This window comes from Candidatus Binataceae bacterium, assembly GCA_035308025.1.
Taxonomy (GTDB): Bacteria; Desulfobacterota; Binatia; order Binatales; family Binataceae; genus JAJPHI01.
Genome location: DATGHL010000009.1, coordinates 17,859 through 44,003, shown reverse-complemented (window position 1 = coordinate 44,003; position 26,145 = coordinate 17,859). Strand labels below are relative to the sequence as shown.

16 protein-coding genes are annotated in these 26,145 nt (G+C 61.3%); 13 read left to right on the top strand and 3 right to left on the bottom strand.

The genetic code is table 11. The features are described from left to right. A partial coding sequence (locus tag VKS22_02530) for a hypothetical protein (GenBank protein HLW69477.1) occupies positions 1-654 on the bottom strand: 654 nt, incomplete at its 3' end. A gap of 526 nt (positions 655-1,180) precedes the next feature. Here VKS22_02530 and rfbB point away from each other — a divergent pair. The 11 genes from rfbB to VKS22_02475 all read left to right on the top strand — a co-directional run bounded on the left by rfbB (position 1,181) and on the right by VKS22_02475 (position 21,654). Beyond that, positions 1,181-2,278, top strand: a complete 1,098-nt coding sequence (rfbB, locus tag VKS22_02525) for a dTDP-glucose 4,6-dehydratase (GenBank protein HLW69476.1) — start codon at positions 1,181-1,183, stop codon at positions 2,276-2,278. A 33-nt stretch (positions 2,279-2,311) separates the two neighbouring features. Further along, the gene (gene rfbA, locus VKS22_02520) at positions 2,312-3,244 is read left to right on the top strand and encodes a glucose-1-phosphate thymidylyltransferase RfbA (protein HLW69475.1); all 933 of its coding nucleotides are present in this window, start codon (positions 2,312-2,314) and stop codon (positions 3,242-3,244) included. Beyond that, a complete protein-coding gene (rfbC, locus tag VKS22_02515) occupies positions 3,241-3,804 on the top strand; it encodes a dTDP-4-dehydrorhamnose 3,5-epimerase (protein HLW69474.1) in 564 nt (187 codons plus the stop codon). Before rfbA ends, rfbC begins: the two co-directional genes overlap by 4 nt. Further along, positions 3,801-4,640 carry a dTDP-4-dehydrorhamnose reductase gene (gene rfbD, locus VKS22_02510; protein HLW69473.1) on the top strand — a complete coding sequence of 280 codons (840 nt, stop codon included), beginning with the start codon at positions 3,801-3,803 and terminating at the stop codon, positions 4,638-4,640. Before rfbC ends, rfbD begins: the two co-directional genes overlap by 4 nt. 924 nt (positions 4,641-5,564) lie before the next feature. Then, positions 5,565-6,578 carry a sugar transferase gene (locus VKS22_02505; GenBank protein ID HLW69472.1) on the top strand — a complete coding sequence of 338 codons (1,014 nt, stop codon included), beginning with the start codon at positions 5,565-5,567 and terminating at the stop codon, positions 6,576-6,578. A 140-nt stretch (positions 6,579-6,718) separates the two neighbouring features. Continuing rightward, positions 6,719-8,572 carry a non-ribosomal peptide synthetase gene (locus tag VKS22_02500; protein HLW69471.1) on the top strand — a complete coding sequence of 618 codons (1,854 nt, stop codon included), beginning with the start codon at positions 6,719-6,721 and terminating at the stop codon, positions 8,570-8,572. Between the two features lie 24 nt (positions 8,573-8,596). Continuing rightward, positions 8,597-16,621 carry an amino acid adenylation domain-containing protein gene (locus tag VKS22_02495; GenBank protein HLW69470.1) on the top strand — a complete coding sequence of 2,675 codons (8,025 nt, stop codon included), beginning with the start codon at positions 8,597-8,599 and terminating at the stop codon, positions 16,619-16,621. Further along, positions 16,611-17,357, top strand: coding sequence for a 4'-phosphopantetheinyl transferase superfamily protein (locus VKS22_02490; GenBank protein ID HLW69469.1), 747 nt, complete (start codon positions 16,611-16,613; stop codon positions 17,355-17,357). The genes VKS22_02495 and VKS22_02490 overlap by 11 nt, the downstream gene beginning before the upstream one ends. 356 nt (positions 17,358-17,713) lie before the next feature. After that, positions 17,714-20,641, top strand: coding sequence for a hypothetical protein (locus tag VKS22_02485; GenBank protein HLW69468.1), 2,928 nt, complete (start codon positions 17,714-17,716; stop codon positions 20,639-20,641). A 70-nt stretch (positions 20,642-20,711) separates the two neighbouring features. Continuing rightward, positions 20,712-20,960 (top strand): hypothetical protein, encoded by a 249-nt coding sequence (locus tag VKS22_02480; protein HLW69467.1) that lies wholly within the window; start codon positions 20,712-20,714, stop codon positions 20,958-20,960. A gap of 478 nt (positions 20,961-21,438) precedes the next feature. Beyond that, positions 21,439-21,654 (top strand): hypothetical protein, encoded by a 216-nt coding sequence (locus tag VKS22_02475; protein ID HLW69466.1) that lies wholly within the window; start codon positions 21,439-21,441, stop codon positions 21,652-21,654. Positions 21,655-21,830: 176 nt separating this feature from the next. On the opposite strand, the gene mscL is transcribed toward VKS22_02475, so the two are convergent. Beyond that, the gene (gene mscL, locus VKS22_02470; GenBank protein ID HLW69465.1) at positions 21,831-22,259 is read right to left on the bottom strand and encodes a large conductance mechanosensitive channel protein MscL; all 429 of its coding nucleotides are present in this window, start codon (positions 22,257-22,259) and stop codon (positions 21,831-21,833) included. A 162-nt stretch (positions 22,260-22,421) separates the two neighbouring features. On the opposite strand from mscL, the gene VKS22_02465 reads away from it, so the two are divergent. Together VKS22_02465 and VKS22_02460 are read left to right on the top strand one after the other, a co-directional pair. Beyond that, complete coding sequence (locus VKS22_02465; protein HLW69464.1) at positions 22,422-23,585, top strand: LLM class flavin-dependent oxidoreductase; 1,164 nt, start codon at positions 22,422-22,424, stop codon at positions 23,583-23,585. A gap of 89 nt (positions 23,586-23,674) precedes the next feature. Further along, positions 23,675-24,469 carry an alpha/beta fold hydrolase gene (locus VKS22_02460; protein HLW69463.1) on the top strand — a complete coding sequence of 265 codons (795 nt, stop codon included), beginning with the start codon at positions 23,675-23,677 and terminating at the stop codon, positions 24,467-24,469. A gap of 230 nt (positions 24,470-24,699) precedes the next feature. On the opposite strand, the gene VKS22_02455 is transcribed toward VKS22_02460, so the two are convergent. Beyond that, positions 24,700-26,142, bottom strand: a complete 1,443-nt coding sequence (locus VKS22_02455) for a DUF4340 domain-containing protein (protein ID HLW69462.1) — start codon at positions 26,140-26,142, stop codon at positions 24,700-24,702. Positions 26,143-26,145 lie beyond the last annotated feature (3 nt).

The window sequence follows — 26,145 nt, the reverse complement described above, 5'->3', positions numbered from 1 at the left end:
ATTGATGGGCAGGAACTTGCCGCCCGGGATGGTGTTGGGCAGCGTGTCCCAGTATTCGTCGATCTCGGTGTTCTGGTAGGCCTGGAGCTTCAACTGGCCCGACGAAATCCCTGGACTGCCCGGGCGGGCGTCGGCGGTGTTAATCGAGATTTGGTTGTTCGAGCTCGCCGGCCACCACCAGTCCGCCGGGAAACCGCCCGAGGCTTCGGTCGTGGTCAGCGAAATCACGTCGCCCGCCGCCACGGCGGGCGGGGGCTTGGCACCAGTACCGAACCACGGCAAGCCATTCCATCCGGTCATCTGTGAACTGACGATGTTACCGGTGACCCCAGCCGATTGGCCGGTCAGCACTTCGAAGGTGGCACCGTTCCAAAAATTGTTCGCATAGGCGGGCCATGTTGAACTATTGGTGAACCCGTGCTTGCCGGAGGTGGCGACGCTCACCAGCGAACGGTCAATAATCGGCTCGAAGCCTGGATTCATCACGATATTTGACTGGTACTGCTCAGCCCCGTAGTAGGTCCACGGCGACAGATTGACCCCGATCCGCGGTATGTTGTTTATCGATGGAGAGGCAGCAACCACAAGAGTGGTGCTGGAGCGCGCTGAGGCCGCGTGGGCATCGCGGACAGCCGTAATTACACTCAAAAACATCATTAAACTCGTAATAGCTACAGATTTTAAAAAGACCCGTCGGCTGGCTCGAGATTGAGTCATATTATCCCCCTTTGGTTAAGTCACGTGGACTTGTTCTGAGCTTTACGTTAGGAACCGCGATTCGGATACAGCAATCGTGGTGCCGCTCAAAACACCTAATTAGACAAATGAACAATAATTAAGATGTGATAGATTTAGATAAAGTGAGGCCAGTTTGGCGAAATTTCATCCTGAACATGTGACTATTAAATATCCTTTTGATTGTTATATTTGTCTTTTATGGGACGTGTAACGGATCAAAACAGTTAGTTCCGAAAACAGATATTTCTTATTGCGTTCCTAACACTGTCGAGGTGGTGAATGTTGCGCAGGCAAGGTGAGCAAAGACGCGCAGGAATTACTGGTCCATCTCGATCGCAAAATCGGCTAAGATATTTGCGGAGCGTGCCGCAGAAATCGCCGATGGTGCAGAACAGAGGGTGCAGAATAAGGGTCCGGAATAAATAAGGGTCCGGAATAGACGATGAAGACAATAATGGTTTCGGGCGGCGCGGGTTTTATCGGGGCGAATTTTGTCCGCCTGACACTCGCGCAGAAAGATTGGCGGGTGGTGGTCTTCGATAAGCTGACGTACGCCGGCAATCTGCTGAACCTGCGCGAGGTCGCGAATAATCCGCATTACAGTTTCGCGCCGGGCGATATAACTGACCGGCAGATGCTGCGCGCGACGATCGCGCAGGTGCGGCCCGATGCGATCGTGAATTTTGCTGCGGAAACCCACGTCGATCGTTCGATTGACGGACCGCGCGATTTCGTTGAGACCAACGTGATGGGGGCCTTCGAGCTGCTCGAAGCGCTGCGCGAGTATGCGGCGCAGCTCAGCCCGGCCGCGCTCGCGCACCTCCGTTTCGTTCAGGTCTCGACCGACGAGGTCTATGGTTCCCTCGGTGAGCACGGACGCTCGGTCGAGGAGGACGCGTACGCGCCGAACTCACCCTATGCGGCGTCGAAAGCGGCAGCGGATCACTTTGTGCGGGCTTATCGCGAGACCTACCGCCTGCCGGTACTGATTACGAACTGCACCAACAACTACGGTCCCTACCAGTTTCCCGAAAAGCTGATTCCGATGGTGGTGGCGAAAGCCGTGGCGGGCGAGCCGATTCCGATCTATGGCGACGGCGGCAATGTGCGGGACTGGGTCTTCGTCGAAGACCACTGCGCCGGGTTGCTGGCGGTGCTGGAGCGCGGGCGCGTGGGCGCGAAATATAATATCGGGGGCGATTGCGAGCGCACCAATCTAGAATTGATCGGGGCGATTTGCGGCGTGCTCGAGGAACTGTGGCCGGCCGCGCAGAATCCGGCGCTCGAATCGCGCGGCGTCGCGAGTTACGCGAGCCTGATGAGCTTTGTGCCGGATCGTCCCGGCCATGATCGTCGCTACGCGCTCGATTGCAGCCTGATTGCCAGCGAGCTCGGCTGGCGTCCGCGCATTGCGCTCGCCGAGGGTTTGCGGCGGACCGTGAGCTGGTATCTCGCGAATCGCCAGTGGAGCGAACAGGTTCAGAGCGGGCGCTATCGCGGGGAACGGCTGGGACTTGGCGCAGCGTCGCGCGACGCATGAGATCGGTAATGAATTTCCTCACGCGAGCCGGGCGTGGCGCGCGCGCGTAGCGGCCGCGGTATCGCGGCGGCGCGCGGGGCGTCCTGGAAGGGGATCATCCTGGCGGGCGGGTCGGGCACGCGGCTCTATCCGGTGACCCGGGCGATCTCGAAGCAGCTCGCGCCGGTTTATGACAAGCCGATGATCTATTATCCGCTGGCGACACTGATGATGGCGGGAATCCGCGATTTCCTGATAATCAACACACCTCACGAGCAGGAGAGTTTTCGCCGCCTGCTCGGCAACGGCGAGGACTGGGGCGTGCATTTCGCGTACGCGGTGCAGCCCAGGCCCGAGGGGATAGCGCAGGCGTTTCTGATCGGGCGCGAGTTTATCGGCCGCGCCAACGTGGCGTTGGCGCTGGGCGACAATATCTTTTACGGCCACGGGTTGCCGGAGATTTTGCAGAAAGCGACGCGGTCGCGCCGTGGCGCGACCGTGTTCGGCTACTGGGTGAAGGATCCCGAACGGTACGGCGTCGTCGAGTTGGATGAACGAGGCCGGGCGGTGAGTATCGAGGAGAAGCCGGACCGTCCGCGCAGCTCGTACGCGGTCACCGGGCTATATTTCTACGACAGCCGGGTGGTGGCGATGGCGGAGCAGCTCAAGCCCTCGCCGCGCGGCGAGCTCGAAATCACCGACCTCAATTTGGCCTACCTGCGCGCCGGGCAGTTGCGCGTCGAACTACTCGGGCGGGGCGTGGCGTGGCTTGACACCGGTACGCATGAGGCCCTGATGCAGGCGGCAAATTTTATCCAGGCGATCGAGGAGCGGCAGGGGCTGAAAATCGCCTGTCTCGAAGAGATTGCCTGGCGGATGGGTTATATCGGAGCGACAGACGTGGCGCGGATCGCCCGCGCGATGGGCAAGAGCGGCTACGGACAGTACCTGACGCGGATAATCGAACAGGAAGGATTGAAAGCGTGAAGTTTAGCGCGACCCGCTTCGCCGGGGTTAAGGTGATCGAACCCGAAGTCTTTCGCGACGGGCGGGGATTTTTTCTCGAGACCTTTCACGCCGAGAAATATGCGGCAGGCGGGATCGACGTCAAGTTCGTGCAGGACAATCATTCGCGCTCGGGCTACGGCACCATTAGAGGGCTTCATGCGCAGCGGCTTCATCCGCAGGGCAAACTGGTCCGCTGCCTGTCGGGAGCGATTTTCGACGTCGTCGTAGACATCCGGCGCGGCTCGCCCAGCTATCTCGAATGGCTGTCGTTCGAGCTCTCGGCGGAGAATTTCCGCCAATTGTATGTGCCGGCGGGCTACGCGCACGGTATCTGCATAGTCAGTGAAGTGGCGGAGATCGAATACAAGTGTACGGACTTCTATTACCCGCAGGATGAATTGCGGATCGCCTGGAACGACCCGGCGATCGGGATCGCATGGCCATTGCGCGAGCCACGGCTCTCCGCCGCGGACGCCGCGGCGCGGCCGATTGCAGAGCAGCTTGAGCGGCTGCCGCTGCTGGCGGAGCACCAACCGTGAAGATTCTCATTACAGGGGCGGGCGGGCAGCTCGGGCGTTGCCTGACCTATGCGCTCGCGCAGCATCAGCTGGTCGCGCTGGATCGGCAATCGCTGGATATCACGCAACTGCGCGACGTGCGTAACGCGCTCGGTTACCATCGGCCGCAGCTCGTGATCAATGCGGCGGCCTTCAACGCGGTGGACGGCGCTGAGACGCAGGTGGAGGAGGCTTACGCGATCAATGCGCTGGGGCCGCGCAATCTGGCGGTGGCGACGGCGGCGTTGGCGATCGCTGTGCTGCACGTTTCGAGCGATTACGTGTTCAACGGGCGGGCCGGGCGGCCCTATCATGAATTTGATCGGACTGATCCGATCTCAGCTTACGGCGCCAGCAAATTGGCCGGTGAGGAAGCGGTGCGCACGTTGAACACACGGCACTATGTCGTGCGGACCGCGTGGCTGTTCTGGGAACATGGCAAAAATTTCATGCATCAGATGCGCGCGAAGGCGGCAAGCGGCACAGTGCGGGTAGTGGATGATCAGTTCGGCTCGCCCACCTACGTCCCGCATTTAGCTGAAGGTATCGGCCGGCTCATCCCGAGCGAAGCCTACGGGACCTACCATCTGGCCGGACGCGGCGGGACAAGCCGCTGGGCGCTGGTCGGGGAATTCTTCCGATTGCTGCAGTTGGAGGCCCCGATTCGAGCGTCGAGCAGGGCGTTCGTAACAGCGGCGACGCGTCCGCCGTTCAGCGTACTCACGACGATGCAGGATCCTCGAATCGAACTCCCGCCATGGCAGGATGGTGTCGCGGAGTTCGCCCGCCGACTGGCGGCAGACCACGCCGCACCTTAGCCTCTCATGTCGGCTAGGGTCGTGCGGTCAGCCCCTTGCGTACCTGATAAAGCCCTCGCGCGTCGGCTATCAGGATCTGCGCGGAATGACTGATCCCGGGATCGCCGGGCGCTAAGCGAAAACTTCGATACTGTGAATTCCTTACCGCGTCGGGTAGATGCCTCAAGGCCCAAGTAAGCCCGCCGGATTACGGCTTGCTTAATCAGTCAGTGGGAGTGTTTAACCCATCGGTGGCCTTACAACGTTCCCAGATGCTGGCCAAGCCATGTTTCGACTTTAAGCTTCGTTACGCTTAGTTAAGCAGCTTTAGAACAGATCGAAAAATATCGACGAAACCACTATGGTTGTTTTGAGGCGCATCGCTTTAGCTATGTAGATAGCGATCTTGCTTATCATGGATCATCTTTTTTTCGTTCCGCATCCTTTTAGATTGTGCTAGAACTGTAGGCATAGTCTCCATCGGGCGCGGGGTCCAGATATCCCCGTAGGTATGCCGAAATCGGATGAGAAGTCTCAATACAGTCAACGCCCTTGTATCGAATTTGTCTCAACATTTGTCGAGATCGATGCAGGTGCCTCGGGATATAGCAGATTAAAATCGTAATGGAAGATAATGAGGTGGTATAACTCAGAGATACGTCAAATAGGTTAATAACTTCGATTGTCCGATTATTTGGTATGAGTGTTGCTCATTCGAGCGAGACGGATTGCGCGCGCCATAGGCGATAATATTTGCTCCGAAGCCAAACCGGAGAAATTTGAGAAGAGTCAGGGTTTAACATCAGTTTGATGAGTTTAGGAACTTTCTTCGGTTTGATAGCGCGAGATGGGTTTTCGGCAGCCCACGGCTATGGGTCGCATCAAGGTATTGCCTTGGCCCTCGGAACCCTTGCGCTGGCGGTGGGCAGTGCGGCAGTACAATCGATGGCAAGCCAGTTAAAGCCGAGGCGCAATTCACGGCGGGCGCTGGTGCTGGGAGCGAATCGCGAGGCGGCTCAGCGTTCAGAGTTTTTTCGGAGTCGGCGGCGCGGGGCCAGCGAGATTGTCGGATTTGTCTCCGGGAACGGCGATGGACGCCTGCTGCTCGGGGACGATGAGGGTGAGCAGGTCTGCGAGAGCTTCGAGTCAATCCTGGACGGTTGCGCGATCGATGAAGTGCTGCAAATTGGGCAATGCCCCGGTCTGGACGGCTCGCAGCTTCCGACAATTTGTGCGGAGCGCGGGATCACGTTGAGAACCTTGGTGCGTTCGCCGCTGGGCAACGCCGGGCGCTACACGACTGAGTGCGTCGGCAATGGGCAGTACGTTATCTCGTTCGAGGCGGTGCCGGAGGCGAGAATCCGCCTTGCGGTGAAGCGTGCGCTCGACGTTGTTGGAGCATTGATCGGACTTATCGGGTGCGGTGTGGCCTACCTACTGCTGGCGCGGCGGATTAAGCAGGAGACCGAAGGGTCGGTGATTTTCCGGCAGACGCGAGTCGGACGCAACGGCCGGCTCTTTAAGCTTTACAAATTCCGGACGATGCACATCACCGCGGAGGAGAGACTAAAGGAGCTAATCAATCAGAATGAGATGCGCGGGCATGTGTTCAAGCTGTGCAACGACCCGCGGATCACGCCGCTGGGGCGAGCGATGCGTAAGCGCTATCTGGACGAGCTGCCGCAATTCCTGAACGTCCTGAAGGGCGACATGAGTCTGGTTGGTACGCGGCCGCCAACCCGCGCGGAAGTAGCAAAATACAGCCCGCATCATCAGCGGCGCCTCAGCGTAAAGCCGGGCATGACGGGGTTTTGGCAATTGACCGGGAACGGCAAGGTTACCGACTTCGAGGAGATCGTGCGCCTCGATTGCCGCTATATCGATAATTGGTCGCTCTGGCTGGACTGCAAAATTATCGGTAAGACCTTTATCAAGTTGTTCCGTGGCGGCGGCTGGTAAAGCGCACTAGTCGTCCAGCACCTATCGAGCTGCCGCCGGAGCTGCTTTGCATGGAAAGGGCAGCATCAGGGGCCGGAACTACACCACCGATCGCTTCAATCAGTTTCCGAAGCAATCAATCTTTTTCGAAGCAATCAGGAATGGAAGCGGGGTCGGTTCAGGCGATTTTCGAGCGTCAGGCCGCGCGCACGCCTCAGGCAATCGCGCTGGCCGGGGCTGACGGCGGCGAGATCAGCTATCAGGAACTAAACGCAAGGGCGAATCGGCTCGCGCATTATCTGCGCGAGCGCGGTGCGGCGCATGGGGCGCTGGTAGGAGTGTGCCTGCGGCGCTCTCCCGAGGCGGTCATTGCGCTGGTTGCGATCCTCAAAGCGGGCGGCGCCTATGTGCCGCTCGATCCTGATTACCCGCGCGAACGAATCGCCTTCATGCTCGAGGACACCGGGGCGGGGGTAGTCGTAACCGACCGCGCGTGCGCCGAGGTCCTGCCGCCCGCCGCCGCTAAGCTTGTCCTGATCGATGGCGAGCGCGAGGCGATCGGCCGCGAGAGCGATCGCAATCCGGCAATCGCGGCAGCGCCGGATGATCTTATCTATGTGATGTACACCTCGGGCTCGACCGGGCGGCCTAAGGGCGTGCTGGTGGAGCATCGCGGAGTATTGCGGCTGGTCCAAGGCGCCGACTATGCGGCGTTCGACGCGGCCCAGCGCTTCCTGCTGCTGTCGCCATTGGCGTTTGATGCGGCCACCTTCGAGATCTGGGGAGCGTTGCTGAATGGCGCGACCGTCGTCGTCGCGCCCGCCGGGACGCTGTCGGTCGCGGACCTGGGCGAGATTATCCAACGCCACGGCGTGACGACGATCTTCCTGACCACAGCGTTGTTCAACCTGATGGTGGAGCATCAGATCGAGGACTTGCGCGGAGTGCGGCAGATTTTGACCGGGGGTGAGGCGGCTTCGCGGGAGCATTTCAGGAAGGCGGTGCAGGAGCTGCCGGACTGCGAGGTCATCCACTGCTACGGCCCGACTGAAACGACGACCTTCGCCACGACGATGCGGATAACCGCGGGGGACCTTGTCGAGGGCGCGCCGCCGATTGGCTTTCCGATCAATCGGACGCAGATTTATCTGCTCGATGATAAAGGCAAGCCGGTCGGCGCGGCAGAGAGTGGCGAGCTCTGTATTAGCGGCGACGGGGTGGCGCGCGGTTATCTCAATCGGCCGGAGGTCACGGCGGAGAAGTTCGTGCGCCCGGCCTGGCTAGACGACGGCGTCGGAGCGATCTACCGCAGCGGCGATCGAGCGCGGCGGCGGGCGGATGGAGCACTCGAGTTTCTGGGCCGCTTCGACGATCAGGTGAAGATTTCCGGCTACCGGATCGAACCCGGCGAGGTGGCGGCGATCCTGCGTGAATACCCGGGTGTGAGCGATGCCTCGGTGATCGTCGATGGGCCTTCGACGGGAACGAAGCGGCTTCTGGCCTATGTGGTTGCGCGGCGCGCAGAGCGGGTCGAGGCGGGTGAATTGCGCGCTTTCGTGGCGACCCGGCTGCCGCGCTACATGATGCCGGCGGCCTTCACGATGCTCGCGGCGTTGCCGCTCAACGCAAACGGTAAGATCGATCGTGCGGCGTTGCCGCGTCCCGAGGCCGGGCAGGTGGAGGCTGGGGAGGTGACGGAATCGGCGCGGCCGGCCGGCGAGATGGAGCGTCGGGTCGCAGCGATTTGGCGCGAGGTATTGCGGATTTCGGAGGTGGGCGTCAATGACAACTTTTTCGATGTCGGCGGCGACTCGTTGCGGCTGATGGAGGTGCATGCGCGGCTGCAGAAGGAGCTCGGATGCCAGTTGCGGGTCACGGAGTTGTTTCAATATGCGACAATCGCGGCGATCGCGCGGAAACTGACTAATCAAGCAGGATCCGCGGCGCCTGACGATCTCGCGGCAGAGCGGGCGCGCCGGCAGAAAGAACTTCTGTCGAAGTTGCCGCGAAGGTAGTATCAGGACTTTGCGGCTGCATCAATGGAACCACGCATCACCGATATCGCGATCATCGGGATGGCCGGGCGCTTTCCGGGCGCGCGCGATATCGCCGAGTTCTGGAACAATCTCTGCGCCGGGATCGAATCGATTCGGCATTTCGGCGCGGATGAACTGGAGATAGCGAACGCCGAAACGCGGGCGCCGAACTACGTACGGGCGCGCGCGATTATGGCCGATGTCGATCAGTTCGACGCGGCCTTCTTCGGGATTTATCCGCGCGAAGCGGAGCTGATCGATCCGCAGCAACGAATTTTTCTTGAGTGCTGCTGGCACGCCTTCGAGGATGCGGGCTACGACCCGCTGCGTTATCCCGGCATGACCGGGGTGTATGCGGGTTGCAGTCCGAATAGCTACTTCATGCGCAATCTCGGTGGCGCGCGCGGCTTTATCGACGACTATACGGCGGGCTATCCGGTGAGCAATGCCGTCGCGATGCTGGGCGCCAACGCGGACTTCCTGGCGACACGTGTGGCCTACAAGCTGAATCTGCGGGGACCGGCGTTTACGATCAATTGTGCGTGTTCGACCTCGCTGGTGGCGGTGGGCCAGGCTGGCCTCGCTTTGCAGAATTTTCAGTGCGATCTGGCGCTGGCCGGGGGAGTGTCGATCAACCTGCCGCAGCGCCGCGGCTATCTCTACGAAGCGGGCGGGATGGTTTCGGGCGACGGCCATTGCCGGACCTTTGACGAGGCGGCGGACGGGACGGTCTTTGGCGACGGCGCCGGCGTGGTGCTGCTGAAACGCCTCGAGGAAGCGATCTCCGATGGTGATCGGATCTATGCGGTTATCCGCGGTTTCGGCGTGAATAACGACGGCGCGCAGAAGGTCGGTTATGCGGCGCCGGGCGTTGAGGGTCAGGCGCAGGCGATCGCGATGGCGCAGGCGGCGGCGGAGTTCGATCCGCGCACCATAAGCTATATCGAAGCGCATGGCACGGCGACGCCGCTTGGCGATCCGATCGAGCTCGCGGCGCTGACGCAGGCCTTTCGGCGGCATACGAGCGAGCGCGGCTTCTGCGCGCTCGGCACGGCGAAGACCAACATCGGCCATCTGGAAGCAGCGGCGGGCGTGACCGGGCTGATCAAGACGGCGCTGTCGTTACATCGCAAGATGATTCCGCCGGTGCTGCATTATCGGCGGCCGAACGCAGCCCTTAATCTTGATGACTCACCGTTCTACGTAAATGCGACGCTGCGGCCATGGGATTCCGGCACCACGCCGCGGCGCGCGGGGGTGAGCGCCTTCGGTATCGGCGGCACCAATGCACATGCCGTGCTCGAAGAGATGCCGGAGGAAAAAAGCCCAGCATCGGCGCGTGGCGCTCATCTCGTGATTTTGTCGGCGCGCAGCGGGGCCGCGCTGGAGGCGACGAGCGGCGCGCTGGCGCAACAGCTCACCGGGTATCGGGAGAGTTCGCTCGCGGATGTCGCCTATACGCTGATGGTCGGACGCCATCCGTTCGAGTGGCGGCAGATGACGGTGGCGGCGGATGCAGCAGAAGCGGCGCGGTCGTTGATTGAACGCGAGCCAAAGCGCGTCGCGCTTAATCGCGCGCGGCCGGAAAACTTTCGCGCGGCGTTCATGTTTCCGGGCCAGGGTGCGCAATACGTAGCGATGGGCCGCGAGCTCTGCACGCGCGAAGCGGCGTTTCGCGAAGCGGCCGAGGAATGCCTCGCGAGTCTCGAGCCCGAGTTGCAGAGGAGGCTGCGTGAGTTAGTACTCAGTGAGAATCCGGCAGGTGAGACTGAGGCAATTAATAATACTCAGTATGCGCAGCCGGCGTTGTTTATCGTTGAATACGCATTAGCGCAACTGCTCGAGAAATACGGAATCCAACCCGCGGCCATGATCGGGCATAGCGTTGGTGAGTTTGTCGCGGCGACGCTCGCGGGCGTGTTCAGCGCCGGCGATGCGTTACGCGTGGTGGCTGAGCGCGGCCGCCTGATGCAGGAGATGCCGGCGGGGGCGATGCTGGCGCTTCGCGCGCCTGAAAGCACGGCGCGAGAATTTCTCGGCGGCGAGCTGAGTATCGCCGCGATCAATGCACCGTTGCTGAGCGTGATCGCCGGGCCGTTAGCCGCGATTGTAGAGGCGGAGGCGAAGCTCGGCCGTGCGGGGGTGGTGTGCCGGCGGCTGCGCACGTCGCACGCGTTTCACTCGAGCATGATGGAGCCGGTGCTCGAGCGCTTCGCCGCAGTGGTCGCCAACGTCAAACTGCGGCCGCCGCAGATTCCGTTCGTCTCGGGCGTGAGCGGCCGCTGGATCAGCGATAGCGAAGCGACGGATCCGCAATACTGGACGCGGCATCTGCGCGCGCCGGTGCGCTTTTCCGATGGGATAACAATGCTGCGCACGGGCGATTACGCGTTGGTGGAGGTGGGACCGGGCAATACGCTGGTGACGCTGGCGCGGCAGCATGCGGGCAGCGATGCCAGACAGCTCATGGTTTCGTCGATGCCCGACGGCAGCGGGACGCAATCCGGTGAGGTGGCGTTCCTGAATCTGTTGGGCCGGCTTTGGTTGCACGGCGGCGCGCCGGAATGGTCAAAACTGTATGAGGGTGAACGGCGGCTGCGGGTGGCGCTGCCGCTCTATCCATTTGAACGCAAGCGTTTCTGGATCGAGGCGAACACAAATGCTGCGCCCAAAGAGGGCGAGCAAGTTCGCCCGATGGTTGCGGATGCGGCGAGCGATTACGCGGGCAGAGGCGGGGCGGCGGAAGCCTTCAGGCAGCAGGAGAAAGATGAGGAAGCTCAGTTACAGATGATTGATGAAGCGCAGCCGGTGAGCCGCAAGGCGTATCTGCAAGCGATGGTCGCGGCAATTTTCGAGGAGCTGTCAGGAATCGAAGCGGCGGCGATCGATGGCGCGGCGACGTTCCTGGAGTTGGGGTTCGACTCGCTGTTTTTGACGCAAGTATCGCAGGCGATTCTGAGCAAATTCGCCCTCAAAATAACTTTCCGGCAACTGCTGGATAAGCTCTCGACGCTGGAGTCGCTGGCGGCACATCTGGATGAAAAGCTCGCGCCGGAGACGTTTCAGCCGCCAACGGTGACGAGCCGGACGCCGGCGGCAAAGGTCGCGGAGTCTGCGGCTCCGATCGCGGCCGCGATAGCCGAGCGCACCGAAAGTATTGGCGGGGGTGGAGCACTCGAAGATCTGTTCAAGCAGCAACTGGCGACGCTTGCCGACGTCATGGCGAAGCAACTCGAGGCGCTGCGCGGCGCTCAGCCGGTAACGGCAGAAGATGTCGTGAAGCCGCGTGCGCAAAGCATGATGGCGCCAGCAGGAGCGACGCCGCCGGGACCATCCAGGAGCGCGTCGCCGGTCGCCGGTCAGAGTGTGGCGGCGACGAGCAATGAGGTCAGGCAAATTGGCCGCTTCCGGCCAATCGAGGGCGCGCACGCCGGCGAGTTGACGACGGCGCAACGGGCGCGGCTGGATGATCTGATCGCGCGCTATACGCGGCGGACGGCGAAGTCAAAGGCGCACGTCGCCTCGAATCGCGGCTGGCTGGCGGATCCGCGCAACGCGGCGGGCTTTCGCCGTGAGTGGAAGGAGCTCGTCTATCCGATCGTCGCGGCGCGTTCGCAGGGCTCGAAATTCTGGGATCTCGACGGCAACGAATATATCGACGTCGTCAACGGCTTTGGGCCGATTCTGTTCGGGCACGCACCGGAGTTCATCAAGGAGGCCGTAGCGGCGCAGCTCGAACAGGGCTGGGAGACCGGGCCGCAGACGGCGCTGGCCGGCGAAGTCGCCGAGCTGCTGTGCGAACTGACCGGCATGGAGCGGGCGAGCTTCTGTACCACGGGATCGGAAGCCGTGGTAGCGGCGGTGCGGCTGGCGCGGACGGTCACCGGGCGGATGAAGATCGCGTTTTTCAATGGTTCGTATCACGGGATGTTCGACGAGGTGCTGGTCAAGAGCGTTAAGGGCGCGGGCGGCTTCAGGTCGTTGCCGCTGGCGCCGGGGATTCCGCGCGAAAAAGTGGAGAACGTCGTCGTGCTCGATTACGGCACGGCGGAGGCGCTCAAGTATCTCGAAGAGCATGTGGGCGAACTCGCTGCGGTGATGGTCGAGCCGGTGCAGAGCCGCCATCCGGGGTTGCAGCCGGTCGAGTTTTTACGCGAGGTCAGACGGCTAACCGAGAAGGCCGGAACGGCGCTGATTTTCGACGAAGTCGTGACGGGTTTTCGCGTTCATCAGGGCGGGGCGCAGGCGCTGTTCGGGATCCGCGCGGATATCGCGACGTACGGCAAGGTGATCGGCGGCGGTCTGCCGATCGGAGTGGTGGCGGGCAAGGCGAGCTTCATGGATGCGCTGGATGGCGGTCCGTGGCAAAACGGTGACGATTCGTTTCCGGAGACGGGAGTCACGTTCTTCGCCGGCACTTTTTTTCGTCATCCGCTGACGCTGGCCGCGGTGCGCGCGGCGCTGCGGCATTTCAAGGCCGCCGGTCCTGAGTTGCAGATCGAGCTGGGGGAAAAAACTGAGAGACTCGTCGGCGAACTCAATGCGATTCTCGCGGAACGCGGCGTGCCGACGCGGGTCGAGAGTTTTGGCGCGATTTCATACTTCAGTTTCCCGGCGGAGCTTACGTTCGCGAGCCTGTTTTACTACTGCATGCGCGAACGCGGAATCTATATTCAGGAAGGCTTTCCGCTTTTCCTCACGACGGCGCACAGCGATGATGATCTCGCGCAAATCGTGCGCGCCTTCCGCGAGTCGATTGTCGAGATGCAGGCGGCCGGTTTTCTGCCGCATGAGTCGGGAGCGCTGGTGAGCGGAGTCGACCGCGTCGCCGAGACGGGACGTCATCCCTTGAGCGAGGCGCAGCGCGAGGTCTGGCTTGCGGCGAATCTCAGCCAGGCGGCATCGTGTTGCTTTAACGAATCCTTCAGCCTGTTTATCCGCGGTGCGCTTGACGCCGACGCCTTGAGTCAAGCGTTGAACCGGGTAATTGCGCGGCATGACGCGTTGCGCGCGCGCTTTAGCGCGGACGGCGAGTATCAGGAGTTTGCGCCGGTACTCGACCTGGATATCGCGCAGCTTGATCTATCGGCGACGAGCGCGCCGGCGCAGACCGCGCGCATAGATGAGTTGATCCGTGAGGATGCTGCGGCGCCATTCGATCTAGTGAAGGGACCATTGATCCGGGCGCAATTGATTAAGCTCGACGCGAATGACTATCGCTTGATCGTTACGACTCATCACATTGTGTGCGATGGCTGGTCAACCAACGTGATGCTGGAGGAGCTGGCGCAGATCTATAACGGTCTGCGCACGGGGATCGCGCCGACGCTGCCGGTGGCGATGCAATTCGCGGAATACGTGGCGGCGGAGCAGGCGGCGCTGACGAGCGACGAGCGCGAGTCGGCGCATCGGTACTGGATCGGGCAATTCGCGCAGCCGGTGACGCCGCTGGCGCTGCCGAGTGATCGGCCACGGCGTAGCTCGAAAGGGTACGCGGGGGCGTCGTACCGGAGAACTATAGACGCTGCGGCGACACAACGGATTCGGCAGGCCGGCGCGCGTGAGGGCTGCACGCTCTTCGCAACGCTGCTCGCGGGCTTCGATGCGCTGCTGGCGCGGCTCGGCGATCAGCAGGACGTCGTGGTTGGGATTCCGACCGCCGGGCAATCGATGGCCGCAGGCGAGAATCTAGTCGGGCACTGCGTGAACCTTCTGCCGATCCGCGCTGACGCCGCGCCTGAGAAACGCTTTGCCGAGCTGCTCGCGCTGACGAAGCGCAACGTACTCGATGCGTATGACCATCAGAATTACACCTATGGGACGCTGGTGCGCAGCGTGAATGTTCATCGCGAGGCCGGGCGGCTGCCGCTGCTCGATGTGCAATTCAATCTGGAGCGTGTGGGCAACGGGGCGGTCTTCCACGAACTTGAAACCCGGGTCGAGGCCAATCCGAAAAGCTTCGTTAATTTCGATCTGTTTTTAAACGTCGTCGAGGGGGCGGACGGACTGGTGCTGGATTGCGATTACAGTCGCGACCTCTTCGACGAAGAGACGATCGACCGCTGGCTTGGCCACTACGAGACCCTGCTCGAAGGCTTTGCGGCGGACGCGGGTGTGACGACCGGGCGGCTGCCGATGCTGGCGGCGGCGGAACGCGAACGGATGCTGGTCGAATGGAATCGGACCGCGACCGATTATCCGCAGGATCGGCTGGCCCATCAGCTGTTTGCGGAGCAGGCGGCGCGGACGCCGGCGGCGCTCGCTGCAATCTTTGCCGAGCGGGCGCTTACTTATGCCGAATTGGACGCGCGTGCGAATCAGGTCGCGAACTATCTGGGCTGGCTCGGCGTGCCGGCGGGTGCGGTGGTGGCGATCTATGTTGAACGATCGCTTGATATGATCGTCGCGTTGCTAGGCGTGATGAAGGCCGGCTGCACCTATCTGCCGCTGGATCCGATCTACCCCGCAGAGCGCATCCGCTTCATGCTCGAAGAGACTGCGGCAGCGGCTGTACTGACGCAAAGCGAACTCGAGAACACGCTGGGGAACTATGCGGGCAAGCGCGTCTGTTTCGACCGTGATCGCGGGCGGATCGAAGCGGAACCTGCAGCTCCGGCAGCGTCCGTGCGAGCGCGTCCGGATGACCTCGCGTATGTGATCTACACCTCGGGCTCCACCGGACGACCCAAGGGTGTCGAGATCTCGAATCGTGCGCTGGTGAACCTGCTCGTGGCGATGTGCGCGCGGCCGGGCTTCGAGGCGGCAGACGGCATGCTGGCGGTGACGACGCTGTCGTTCGATATCGCGGCGCTAGAGCTGCTGACTCCGCTGATCGCGGGCGGCCGCGTGGTAATCGCGAGCCGCGAAATGACCGTCGACGGGACGCGGTTGTTGGCTGAGTTGCAGCGGACGGGCGCGACCGTCATGCAAGCCACGCCGACAACGTGGCGGCTGTTGCTAGAGGCTGGTTGGAGTGGTGAGCCGCGCCTGAAGATGCTGTGTGGCGGCGAGGCCATGCCGAAAGATCTGGCAGAACGGCTGATCGCGACTGGCGGCGAGTTGTGGAATATGTATGGTCCAACCGAAACCACAATCTGGTCGGCCTGTGCACGCATCGCCGACGCTGATCGCATAAGCCTGGGGCGGCCGATCGCCAATACGCAATTCTATGTGATCGACCGTTACGGCGAGCCGGTGGCGATCGGAGTTCCCGGCGAACTCTATATCGGTGGCGATGGAGTCGCGCGCGGCTATCTCAAGCGCGAGGAATTAACCCGGGGAAAATTCGTCGCCGATGGTTATCGCGCGGAGGCGAATGCACGACTCTTCAAGACCGGCGATACGGTGCGCTTTACGCGTGACGGCGAAGTGAGCTTTGTCGGTCGTGGCGACAATCAAGTCAAGCTGCGCGGCTATCGAATCGAGTTGGGCGAGATCGAAGCGCTCCTGGCGGGTCATCCGGGCGTGAAAGAGGCCGCCGTGGCATTGGTCGGAGGCGGTACCGAGGCCGCGCGCCTTGTGGCCTACGTGGTCTATTGGCCGGGCGCTGAGGCGGACAGCAGCGAATTGCGGGCGCTGGTGCGAGAGCGCCTGCCGGAGTACATGACGCCGTCGCAGTTCGTTGCGCTGAAGGCGATGCCGTTGACGCACAACGGCAAGCTCGATCGGAAAGCGCTGCCGTTGCCGGCGATTGTCGGCGAAGTTGCTCCGCGTGAGAGCTCCGCGCCGGCGACGCCGGACGAAGAGGCGCTATGCGAGATCTGGCAGCAGGTTCTCGCGCTCGCACGGGTGGGAATCCACGACGACATCTTCGAGCTAGGCGGAGATTCGGTGCATATCTTCCGGATCGCGGCGAGGGCGCGGCAAGCCGGCCTGCAGATTGAACCGCTGCAGATCTTCGAGTTTCGCACGATCGCAGAGGTGCTCAAGCGGCTGGCGAGCAACGGCCAGGCGCCCGAAACGGTCGAGGCCGGATTGGCGCCTACCGTCGATCGCGGGCGCAACGGCCGCATCGGTCATGAAGTTTGAGGTGAGGCAGGCGGGCACCCACAGGCAAATCCGGCGGACGCCTGAACTCGGTGAAGACGAAATTCACATCTGGACGGTGCGTCTTGACGTTGACGAGGAGACCTTGGGCGAGTTGGAGGTGACGCTCGCGGCCGACGAATTGGAGCGCGCCCGCCGGTTTCATTTCGCGCGCGATCGTCGACGCTTCATGGCGGGACGCGGCACCATGCGGGAGCTGATCGGCGGCTATGTGCAAAACGCGCCGAGTGCTCTCGAATTTTCATATAACGAGTTCGGCAAGCCGTCCCTGGCAGGAGCCGGCGAAGCGTTGCGCTTCAACCTTGCGCACTCGGGTGAGCTGGCGATTTTGGCAATTACGCGCGGTCGTGAAGTGGGCGTCGATGTCGAAGAACTCGTGCCTGCGCGCGCGGATCGAGACGTCGCTCGAAATTTTTTCTCCGCCGACGAAGTCCAGCGGCTCGAGGCGATGCCACAGAGCCTGTGGGCTCAGGCTTTTTTCCAGTGCTGGACGCGCAAAGAGGCCTATATCAAGGCGCGCGGCAAGGGCCTGTCGATTCCGTTGGATTCGTTCGACGTCTCTATCGGGTCCGATGAGCCGGTGGCTATCCTGCGCGAGGCGGAAAGCGCCGAGGCGGGGCAGTGGCGGCTGTGCGACCTCGATCTGGATCACGGGCATGTCGGTGCATTGGCTGCGCATGGCTGGGACTGGAAGTCGCGGCTTTATCGATGCCGCTGAAGCCGCGGACCCGCGCAATCGGTTTTGGAGCGGGGCCGTCCAGGACTGCTCAGGCCTGACGCGGCTCCACGAATAGAAATCCCTTCTTACCCATCATAGCTGCGGCGTCCCAGATCTCGGGCGCTTCAGGCTGAAGAATTTCACCCTTACGAAAAAAGCCTGAAGGGTCCATCACCTTACTGGACGGTGGTGCTGCACTAGCGGCGCTGCACTGACGGTTTGTCTGCCAATAGTATGGCCGGCGCGGGACGGACGGGGCAGGGGATGCATTCACCTAAGGTGAGTCTACGTGCTCGCACGAAGTGGCTAATTCGAGAGGGATGAAAATGCGGCTAGGCGAAGTTTGTCGGGATTTCGTGCTGATACTCTTAACCGGGTTGGCGGTAATCATGCTGGCGCCGGCTGCGAAAGCACAATATCAGCCGATTCCCAATTACACCGGTATCGGCGCCGGCCAGCAATTTCGCGACGATATCAATAATCACCTCTCGGGAGTGACTCCGGTCAGTCCGCGCATGGTGCCATTGAACTATGCGCTACTGGCGGCGACCCCGGAACAGGACGGGCAGCTTTACTGGTGCCAGGACTGTATTCAAGCCGCGGTTTGCGCCGGTGGCGGTAGCGGCGCGATGGCGCTGGGCTCCGGCGGGCAATGGACCTGCAGCGGCGGCAGCGCCGCGGGCGGTCCGCCCTCGGGTGCGGCGGGCCACGACTTAAGCGGGAGTTATCCCAACCCGACGGTAAGCAGCGTGCTGAACGGGCAGACCCCGCTGACGACGAACAACGGGATCAATGCGCTGGCGAATGCCGCGGGCAACTACAGCATGAACGGCTTCTCGCTACTTAATTTGTCGTCGCTGACGCCCGGCCTGACAGGCGATACGATCACGGGCTTCAATCTCGATGGCGAAGCAAATCCGCTGGCGCCGATGTATGGCGCGGTTTCGTCGAACGTCGTGGGAACGGCCACGACGACGGCGTCGTCGCCGAATGTGACGCTGGGCAATGCCGGCGATTGGCAGAACGGGCAACTGGTGGCGCTGGTAAACGCTGGGCCGGTCGCGACGATCGCGGCGCCGGCGTGGTGTACGGGGAGCACCTGCGGCAGCGCGAGCGGGAGCAATTACCCGCTTTTCGAGACGCTGGGCGGAACCGGCTCGACCAGTTATTCCTACTGCGTCGAGACCGTCGATCAGAACAATGGGATATCGGCGTGCGGGCCGACGGCGACGGTGACTAATGCGCAGGCGATGCTCGGGCCGTCAGCCTGGGTGCAGCTCGAATGGGCGACGGTCGCCAACGCACAGGGTTATATCGCGAAGAGTTGCCGCGGCAGCGGTTGCGTACCAAAATTTCTCAAATATGTTCCGGCGATCGCCGCCGGCGGCCAGTCCTTTCTTGGGGCCGCCGACGTCGGCCTGACGTATGCGCCGCCCGAGTTCATCGCGCTTGGCGACGGCATCAAAACCTCGTTCAGCGCGACGCTGCAACAGCCTCCATTGGATAGCGGGAGTTTGACGGTGAGCGCAGGTTCGGTGGTCTGCACGGACAACGGCAGCGGTATTTTGAACGGGCCGGGCTGCGGCGCGGGTTCGATCAATTACAACACGGGCGCCCTGACGGTTTCGTTCACCGGCGCACCGGCAATCGGGACGAACATCTGGGCGGTCTACACGCCGACCGGCGCCTATCCGCCGAAGCTTTCGAGCCCAACGCGGGACTGGATATTCACGACGATTCAGAATGGCGCCGGAACTCTATCCTTGACGTTGAACGCGAACAGCGCCGTCAGCACGACAACGCAAATGGTGCATGATGACTGGACGCCGATTCAGACTGCCCTCAACTCGTTGGCCGGGTCGAGTACCACGCCGGCGGGCGGCGCCGTCAGATTGCAGCGCGGCATCTACTCGCTGCCGAAGCCGTTGATTGTCCCGTCGGAAGCGACGCTCAACCTGGATTGCGGCGGCACTGATTATGGTCAGGGTACAGCGGCGCCCGGCTTTGTTTTCGGCACGACACTGCAATGGAGCGGCCCCGACGAGATGGACATGATCGACATGTACGACGGCCTGCGCGAGCGGATCATGTGCGGGAATCTGGACGCGCGCAATGTCAACGGCGGCGCGAGTCCGTCCGCCGCGATGACCGGCGTTCATCTGGACGCGTCACTCACGACCCTGTCAGGCAATGACAAAGCGCGGCTGCAGGAGGTGAGCGTCAACGGCGCGCATCATGGCTTTGAGATCGGCGGCAATATCATCACCGACGGCGAGTATCCGAGCGCCGACGTGTCGGAGTTTGTGCTGGATCAGACGCATACGTCGTTTCCGCAGAGCGACGCGCGCTCGATAGGCTATGTAATCAACTCGAGCAACGCTGGGTTTCCGATTTCGGCGTTATTCGAACCCTCATGCCTTGGGGGCCCCAACGTCTGTATCGCGCAAATCAGCGATGGCGGGCTATACGTCGATCGCGCGAGCGGAACGGCGAGTCAGGGCCCGAGCCCGGCCTTCCACATATACGACGTCGGGATCGAAGGCACGATAACGCATACCGAGTATGAAGGTCCGGCGGGCGTGGATTGCCTGCGGGTGGAGCCGACCGCGACGGTCGCGGGAAGCACGGCAGTGGCCGGGCTGCATTTTGCGGACAATTGGTGCGACGGGCACGGCGACAACATCACGCTGGACGCCGGACTGACCATGTTTTCCAAGAACAATCTGTTCGGCTCGCCGACGCCGCCGACGCTGCAGACCAATAGCATCAACGCTGTGGTGTACAGCGAAGGTGACGGCGTAGCGTGGACCACGACGTCGGCCGGCGGCACAATCGAGCACAGCCTGCAAAATCAGATTTCCTCGGCCAATGTCGCCGACAGTTTTGGCCGCCTGATCGTCGCGCCGTCGCCCACGCAGAACGCGATCTATGGCGCGCAGGTAGAGATGATGGATCCGCAAGGCACGCACGACAACTGGATCTTCGGCTGCGACGTGAATGTGAACGGGGGATGTGAAATTACGCCATCCACTACAACTGGCGGTTCGAGCTTTACCACGCCGACGCTGACGGTCCTGCCAGGCGGCAACGTCGCGGTGGCGTCGACGCTGATTGTGAACGGCAGTACCTTCGCTAATCTGCCGGCGACCGCGATCAATGGCGGCCGCACCTGGTGTTCTAACTGCGATCCGCCGACCAATCCGCCCAGCGCCTGCACCTCGAGCGGGGCCAAGACCGGAGCGTTTGCCGATGGCGTCAACAATCAGTGGATCTGCGCCTTCTGATTGGGCACTGGTGCAGTTTGAAAATAAATCGGGCTTGAAAGAATTGCGCGCCTCGCGCGATACTTGACCCATGATACAACGCAAGCGGATGCCGCGCGACATGAACCAGCTTGCAGCACAAGTCGTCAAGCTCGCGACCGGGCAGCCGGTAGAACCCGAACCCGTAGAGCGAGAAAAAGAACCTCATGCGGTCGCGCTGGGACGCAAGGGCGGGTTGAAGGGCGGAATCGCCCGCAAGACCAAGCTGCCGCAGGCGCAGCGCTCAGAGATCGCTCGCAAGGCCGTTCAGGCGCGATGGAAGAAGCAGCGCGAATCTTAAACTGCGATAGTATCCGCCTTTCCTTGACATTTTGGAAATAAGCACGCTAATATTGGCTCGCGATGTCTATTAGAGTGCTACGATGGCTTATATTTACCGTTATTATGTCCCTGATGCCCTTCATCGTGACTGGCCTCAAGTTATGGGACGATGGTAAAATCGCTAATCCTCTCAGCATATGGCGGGATGGAAGCTTGCTATGGCCGCGAGGAGAACTATTGCTGATAGTGACCGCTATCGGAGCGGATGCTGCGGGCGGAGTGATTGGTTCAGCCGGACGTAAGGGTCATTAGGTTTTTTAAGATCTTGGCTGGCGGGGGTTGCATCGTAGCGGCGACTGGATCAGCTTGGTGGTATGAGCAAATACAGACCGATCCGGCCCACATTGTTGCTCGCGTGGTCGAAGGTTCGGGGATCATTTTCTTAGTGACATTTTTCGCAAGTCTGTTATGTGTAGCTCTAGCGGAGGATTAAAAGTATGGCAGCACTCATACTTGTGGCCGCAGGAGCGGTCACCTCAGTTATCTCCGCCCTTGTTGTTTTTATTTTGAAACGACGGGGAAATCGTAGGAGATTGATCGTGACGTTCGAAGGCAAAACTCAAACATATTTGGTGTCCTCAGAGGAGGCCGCCCGCCTGAACCAAATCCTCGAATTTGGCCAAGGACTACAGGGCGTGCGTAACACAGGATAAAGGCTGGACCAACTTTTAATTGAATATTTCCGAAGAAGGGATCGGCAGAAAAGCCGGTCCCTCTTTTTTGTGCTAGGCACGCGCGCCGTTCCCCATAACATCTTGTTGCCTCTCCAAGGATCTTTAGAAGCAAACTGCACCAGTGTCTCTGATTGCAGCGCGGTTGACGCAACGGGTCAGGCCGCGATGGGCGACGTACAATGCGGGCAGCGGGTGGCTTTGAGCGAAATCGGCGAAAGGCAAAACGGGCAATCTTTGGTGGTTGGCTCGGGGGGCGCGGGCATCAGCCGGTTGGCTTGGCGGACCAGCAGGAACATCACGAAGGCGACGATCAGGAAGTCGAGAATCGTGTTAACGAAGGCGCCGTAGTTAATGGTCGGTGCGCCGGCTGCCTTGGCCAGCGCCAAGGTGGCGTAGGATTTGCCGTCGAGACTGACGAAGAGCGAATTAAAATCGACGCGGCCGAGCATCAAGCCGATCGGCGGCATAATAATATCACCCACCAGCGAAGTAATGATTTTGCCAAAGGCAACACCGAGGATGATGCCAACGGCCATATCCAGCACGTTGCCCTTCATGGCGAATTCCTTGAATTCCTTCAGCATTCGATCTCTCCTCCCAATTCGATGAGCGTAGGCTCTTCGGGGTTTTGCGACTCTCGAATCGGCAGAGTATCGGCTGGTGGCGCGGGGCCGCAACCCGGCGATAGTCGCGCCGGTTTCGGGCGTATATGATCCACTCAGCCGAATTTTTCGGATGGAGTGGAGATGAAAGTATCGCTGTTTTATCTGCCGACGGTTGGGAATCGGGCGCAAATCGAGCAGGGCATGGTAGGGCTGCGCGGCGAGCTGTACGACCAGATGCTCGCCGAGGTAAGCGCTCAAGCGCAGCTCGCCGACGCGCTGGGTTACGATTCGATCTCCTTTACGGAACATCACTTTCACGCCGAGGGATTCGAGTTGTCGAACAATCCGGTGATGCTGGACCTCTATATCGGGATGCAGACCAAACGCATCCGCGTGGGGCAGCTTGGAGTGGTGTTGCCCGCGAGTAATCCGATCCGGGTGGCCGAAGATATTGCGATGCTCGATCATATGACCGGTGGGCGGGCGAACGCCGGCTTTGCGCGCGGCTACCAGCGGCGCTGGGTGGATATCATGGCGCAACAGACCCACGGCATTCACGGCGCCCAGCCGCATCAGCACGACGCGATCGATGACGCGAATCGAGCGGCGTTCGAAGAATGCTTCCGGATTATCAAGCGGGCTTGGACCGAGGATACCCTGAGCTATCAGGGCAAGTACTGGCGGGTGCCGCCGGGCGAGACGCCGTGGGCGATCGCGGCGACGGATAAATGGGGACGCGGCGTCGAGAACGGGATCGTCAAGGCCGTAAGCGTGGTGCCGAAGCCGGTGCAAAAACCTCATCCGCCGGTGTTTCAGCCGTTCGCGTCGTCGGAGCGCAGCATTCGCTGGTGCGCGGCAGAGAATGTAACGGCGGTACTGCCGCCGCTGTTTCCGGAATATGAGCGGCAGTTGTGCGAGATTTACGCGGAGGCCTCCGGCACCCCGCTGGGCGCTGGGATGGGCGTCCTGCGCGATATCGTGATTGCGGATACCGACGAGGAGGCCAAGGCGCTGTGGCGCGACAGCGGCTATTTTTGCGGACGCGAATGGTTCGAGCCGTTCGGCTTTTCCAAAGGGATGGAAGATCCGAAGACCGGCGAGACGCCCGATTTATGGGACAACAGCCTGGCGCTGGTCGGGTCGGTCGATACGGTGACGCGGCAACTGGAGCGGCTGGTCAAGCGGCTGCCGATCCGCTGGATTTTCGCGTGGATCTACAATGGACTGATGCCACATGACCGAGTGTTGAAGACGCTCGAACTGTTCTGGACCAAGGTGTTGCCGCGCGTCGCCGATGCGGGCTAAGAGGTTGGGCGAACGATAGTTTGCGCGATTCGCGCAGTTCGTGGTATCGGCTCAAGCCTGAGACAAAGCTTTTATCGGGAGGAATAGCGATGCCAATCGCACAGAACGGTGCAGTCAAGGTTTTCTACGACACTTACGGGCAGGGCACGCCGATCGTGTTTCTGCATCCATGGTCGACCAATGGGTACATCTGGTACTACCAGGTCTTTTCCTTTGCACGCACGAACCAGGTGATTGTGATCGACCATCGCGGGCACGGGCGCTCGGACAAGCCCGCGGGAGGCTACTCGATCCAGGAACACGCCAGCGACGTCCGCGCAGTGATGGACGCGGCTGGGGCGCAGAAGGCGATCATCGTCGGCAACTCGATCGGCGGGATGATGGCGATGCAGTTCGCGTTGAGTTATCCCGATCGGGTGAAAGGGCTGCTGATTCTCAGCTCGGGGACGGCGCTCGGCGAGAATATGCCGAAAGAGACGGCGGCGGCTTTTCAGAGCGATTATCTGGGGACTTTCGGAGCGCTGATGGAAGGAGCGGTCTCAGCGAAGAGCAAGCGCGAGCGGCCCGAGATTCTCGACGTGATGCGTGCGCATTTCGCGGTGCAGTCGAATTTTCCGAAGCATGTTTTTGACTCGTCGCTGGCGGATCCCAACGGCGTATTCAACTGGAATATCAAGAGCCGGCTCGCGAGTATCAAGGCTCCGACGCTGGTGGTCGCAGGCGAAGAGGATCAGGCGACGCCGGTTGAGGCCAACAAGTATCTCGCCGATAACATTCCGGGGGCGAAGCTACTCACGGTGAAGGACGTCGGGCATTTCCATCAGCTCGAGAAGCCGCTGGAGTTCAATGCGACGCTGAAGGAGTTCGTTACGGGATTGGGGTAGGCGAGGTCGCGCATAGAAAGCGGACTTCCAGCTAACCTCGCACACTGCACTGTTGGAGGAGCCCTTCGCGCAGGTCCCCTTTCGACTACGCTCAGGGCAGGCTTTCGACACGGTTCGCGCTGGTTTCATTCTTGACGCAGCTCGCAGACTCGCCTGCTCGGCTTCGTTCGCCAAGCTCACTCCGCCTAGCGTCCGGCTCAGGATGACAATCAGTTCTGTGCTGAACGTTCTTAGTGCGGGGTCGAGCTCGCGGAGGGCGATGGGGTCGGCGTCGGCAGGACGTCGGAGCGCAGGCGGTTCCCGGTCTCTTCGAGATCGCGAACCGCCTGCGCGTTGACCTCGAAGACCGCCGGATCGAGACTGGTTGTGACGTAGGCGGTGGTTGTGCGCACGGGTTTCTGGTCGGAGTTTTCGGCGGTCTGAGTGATTTCGAGCGTAGAGGCGTGCAAGACGCCAAGCTCTTTGCCGTCTTTGCCGGTGAGCGTGATTGTCAGGGTCGGGGTGACCATCCCGAAGTGCTTGGGATCTGTCATCGGGTCCTGGGGGATTTTCGTCGCTCTGAGGTTATGAAGCTGATCGAGCAAGCTCTCGGCCACGGGGAGTTCGGCGGGCGCGGTCTTGTCCTGCGAGGAGATCGTCCATTTCTTATCCGCGGTATGCGCGAGCGTTTCATCCACTGGACCGCCGACGAAATGGACGCTGGCGACGCTCTTGGGATCGAAGTTCATCACGGTCTTGTCGCGCAGATCGTCGAAACTTTTGTTGGCCAGATTGAAGACGCTGATGGGAACTGTGTAGACCGGGCTGTCCGAACTGTTGCCGGTGCGGGCGTAGATCGCATTGGCGCCGGCTTCGGGCTGGCTGAAGCCGAAGCGCATCGTTTCGGCGGATCCTCTGGCGGCGCTCGCGAGGGTGATCGCCAGCGACGGGTTAGCGAGTCCGTATTTGGATGGATCAGACGGGTGGTCGTCGATGAAGCGGGCGATTTGCGCGGCGCCGAGCGCCTTGAGGAATGAGGTCACGGCGGTGTCGTCGGCGGGATAGTCGCGCGGCTTGACGATGGTCCAGCGGTCGCCGAGGTCGCGCTTCAATTCGAGGGTCTGCGTCCCCTTCGCGATGACAATCTTGTGCGCGTCGTCGGGCTTGAAGGTGAAGAAGCTGCGCGAGCGCACGTCGTCGAGATGTTTGTTGACCATCGCGGCGAAGGCCGGATTAACCAGCAGGACGGCGGGTTTGTCGGCGACCTTGATGAAGCTGGCATTGCCGATGGGGGCTTTTTCGCCGACGAGGATCGCGGGCAGCGTTTTGCCGTCTTTGGTCGTGACGGTGAGGACTACGGCCGGGACTTTGAGTCCGAAGGGCGCGAGGTCCGAGGGCGCAGCGTCGGCGGTATCGGTGATCTCGAGACTGGCCACCTGATTGGCGATCGCATCGACGGTGAAATGATCAGCCTCGGCCTGGACGGGTTTTAAAATTTTCCACTGATCGGGACCGCCGCGTTCGAGGACGAGGTCGCGTCCGGGCGAGCGCAGTTCGATCTTCCGGATATCTTTGGCGTCGAGAGCGTAGACCTTGGGATTCTTTTCGGGCGGCGGCTGATGACGCTGGTAGAGCGCGTAGCCGCCGATGAGAAGCAGCAGGACGATGACGATGATCGTGTTGCGCAGAGGCATCGC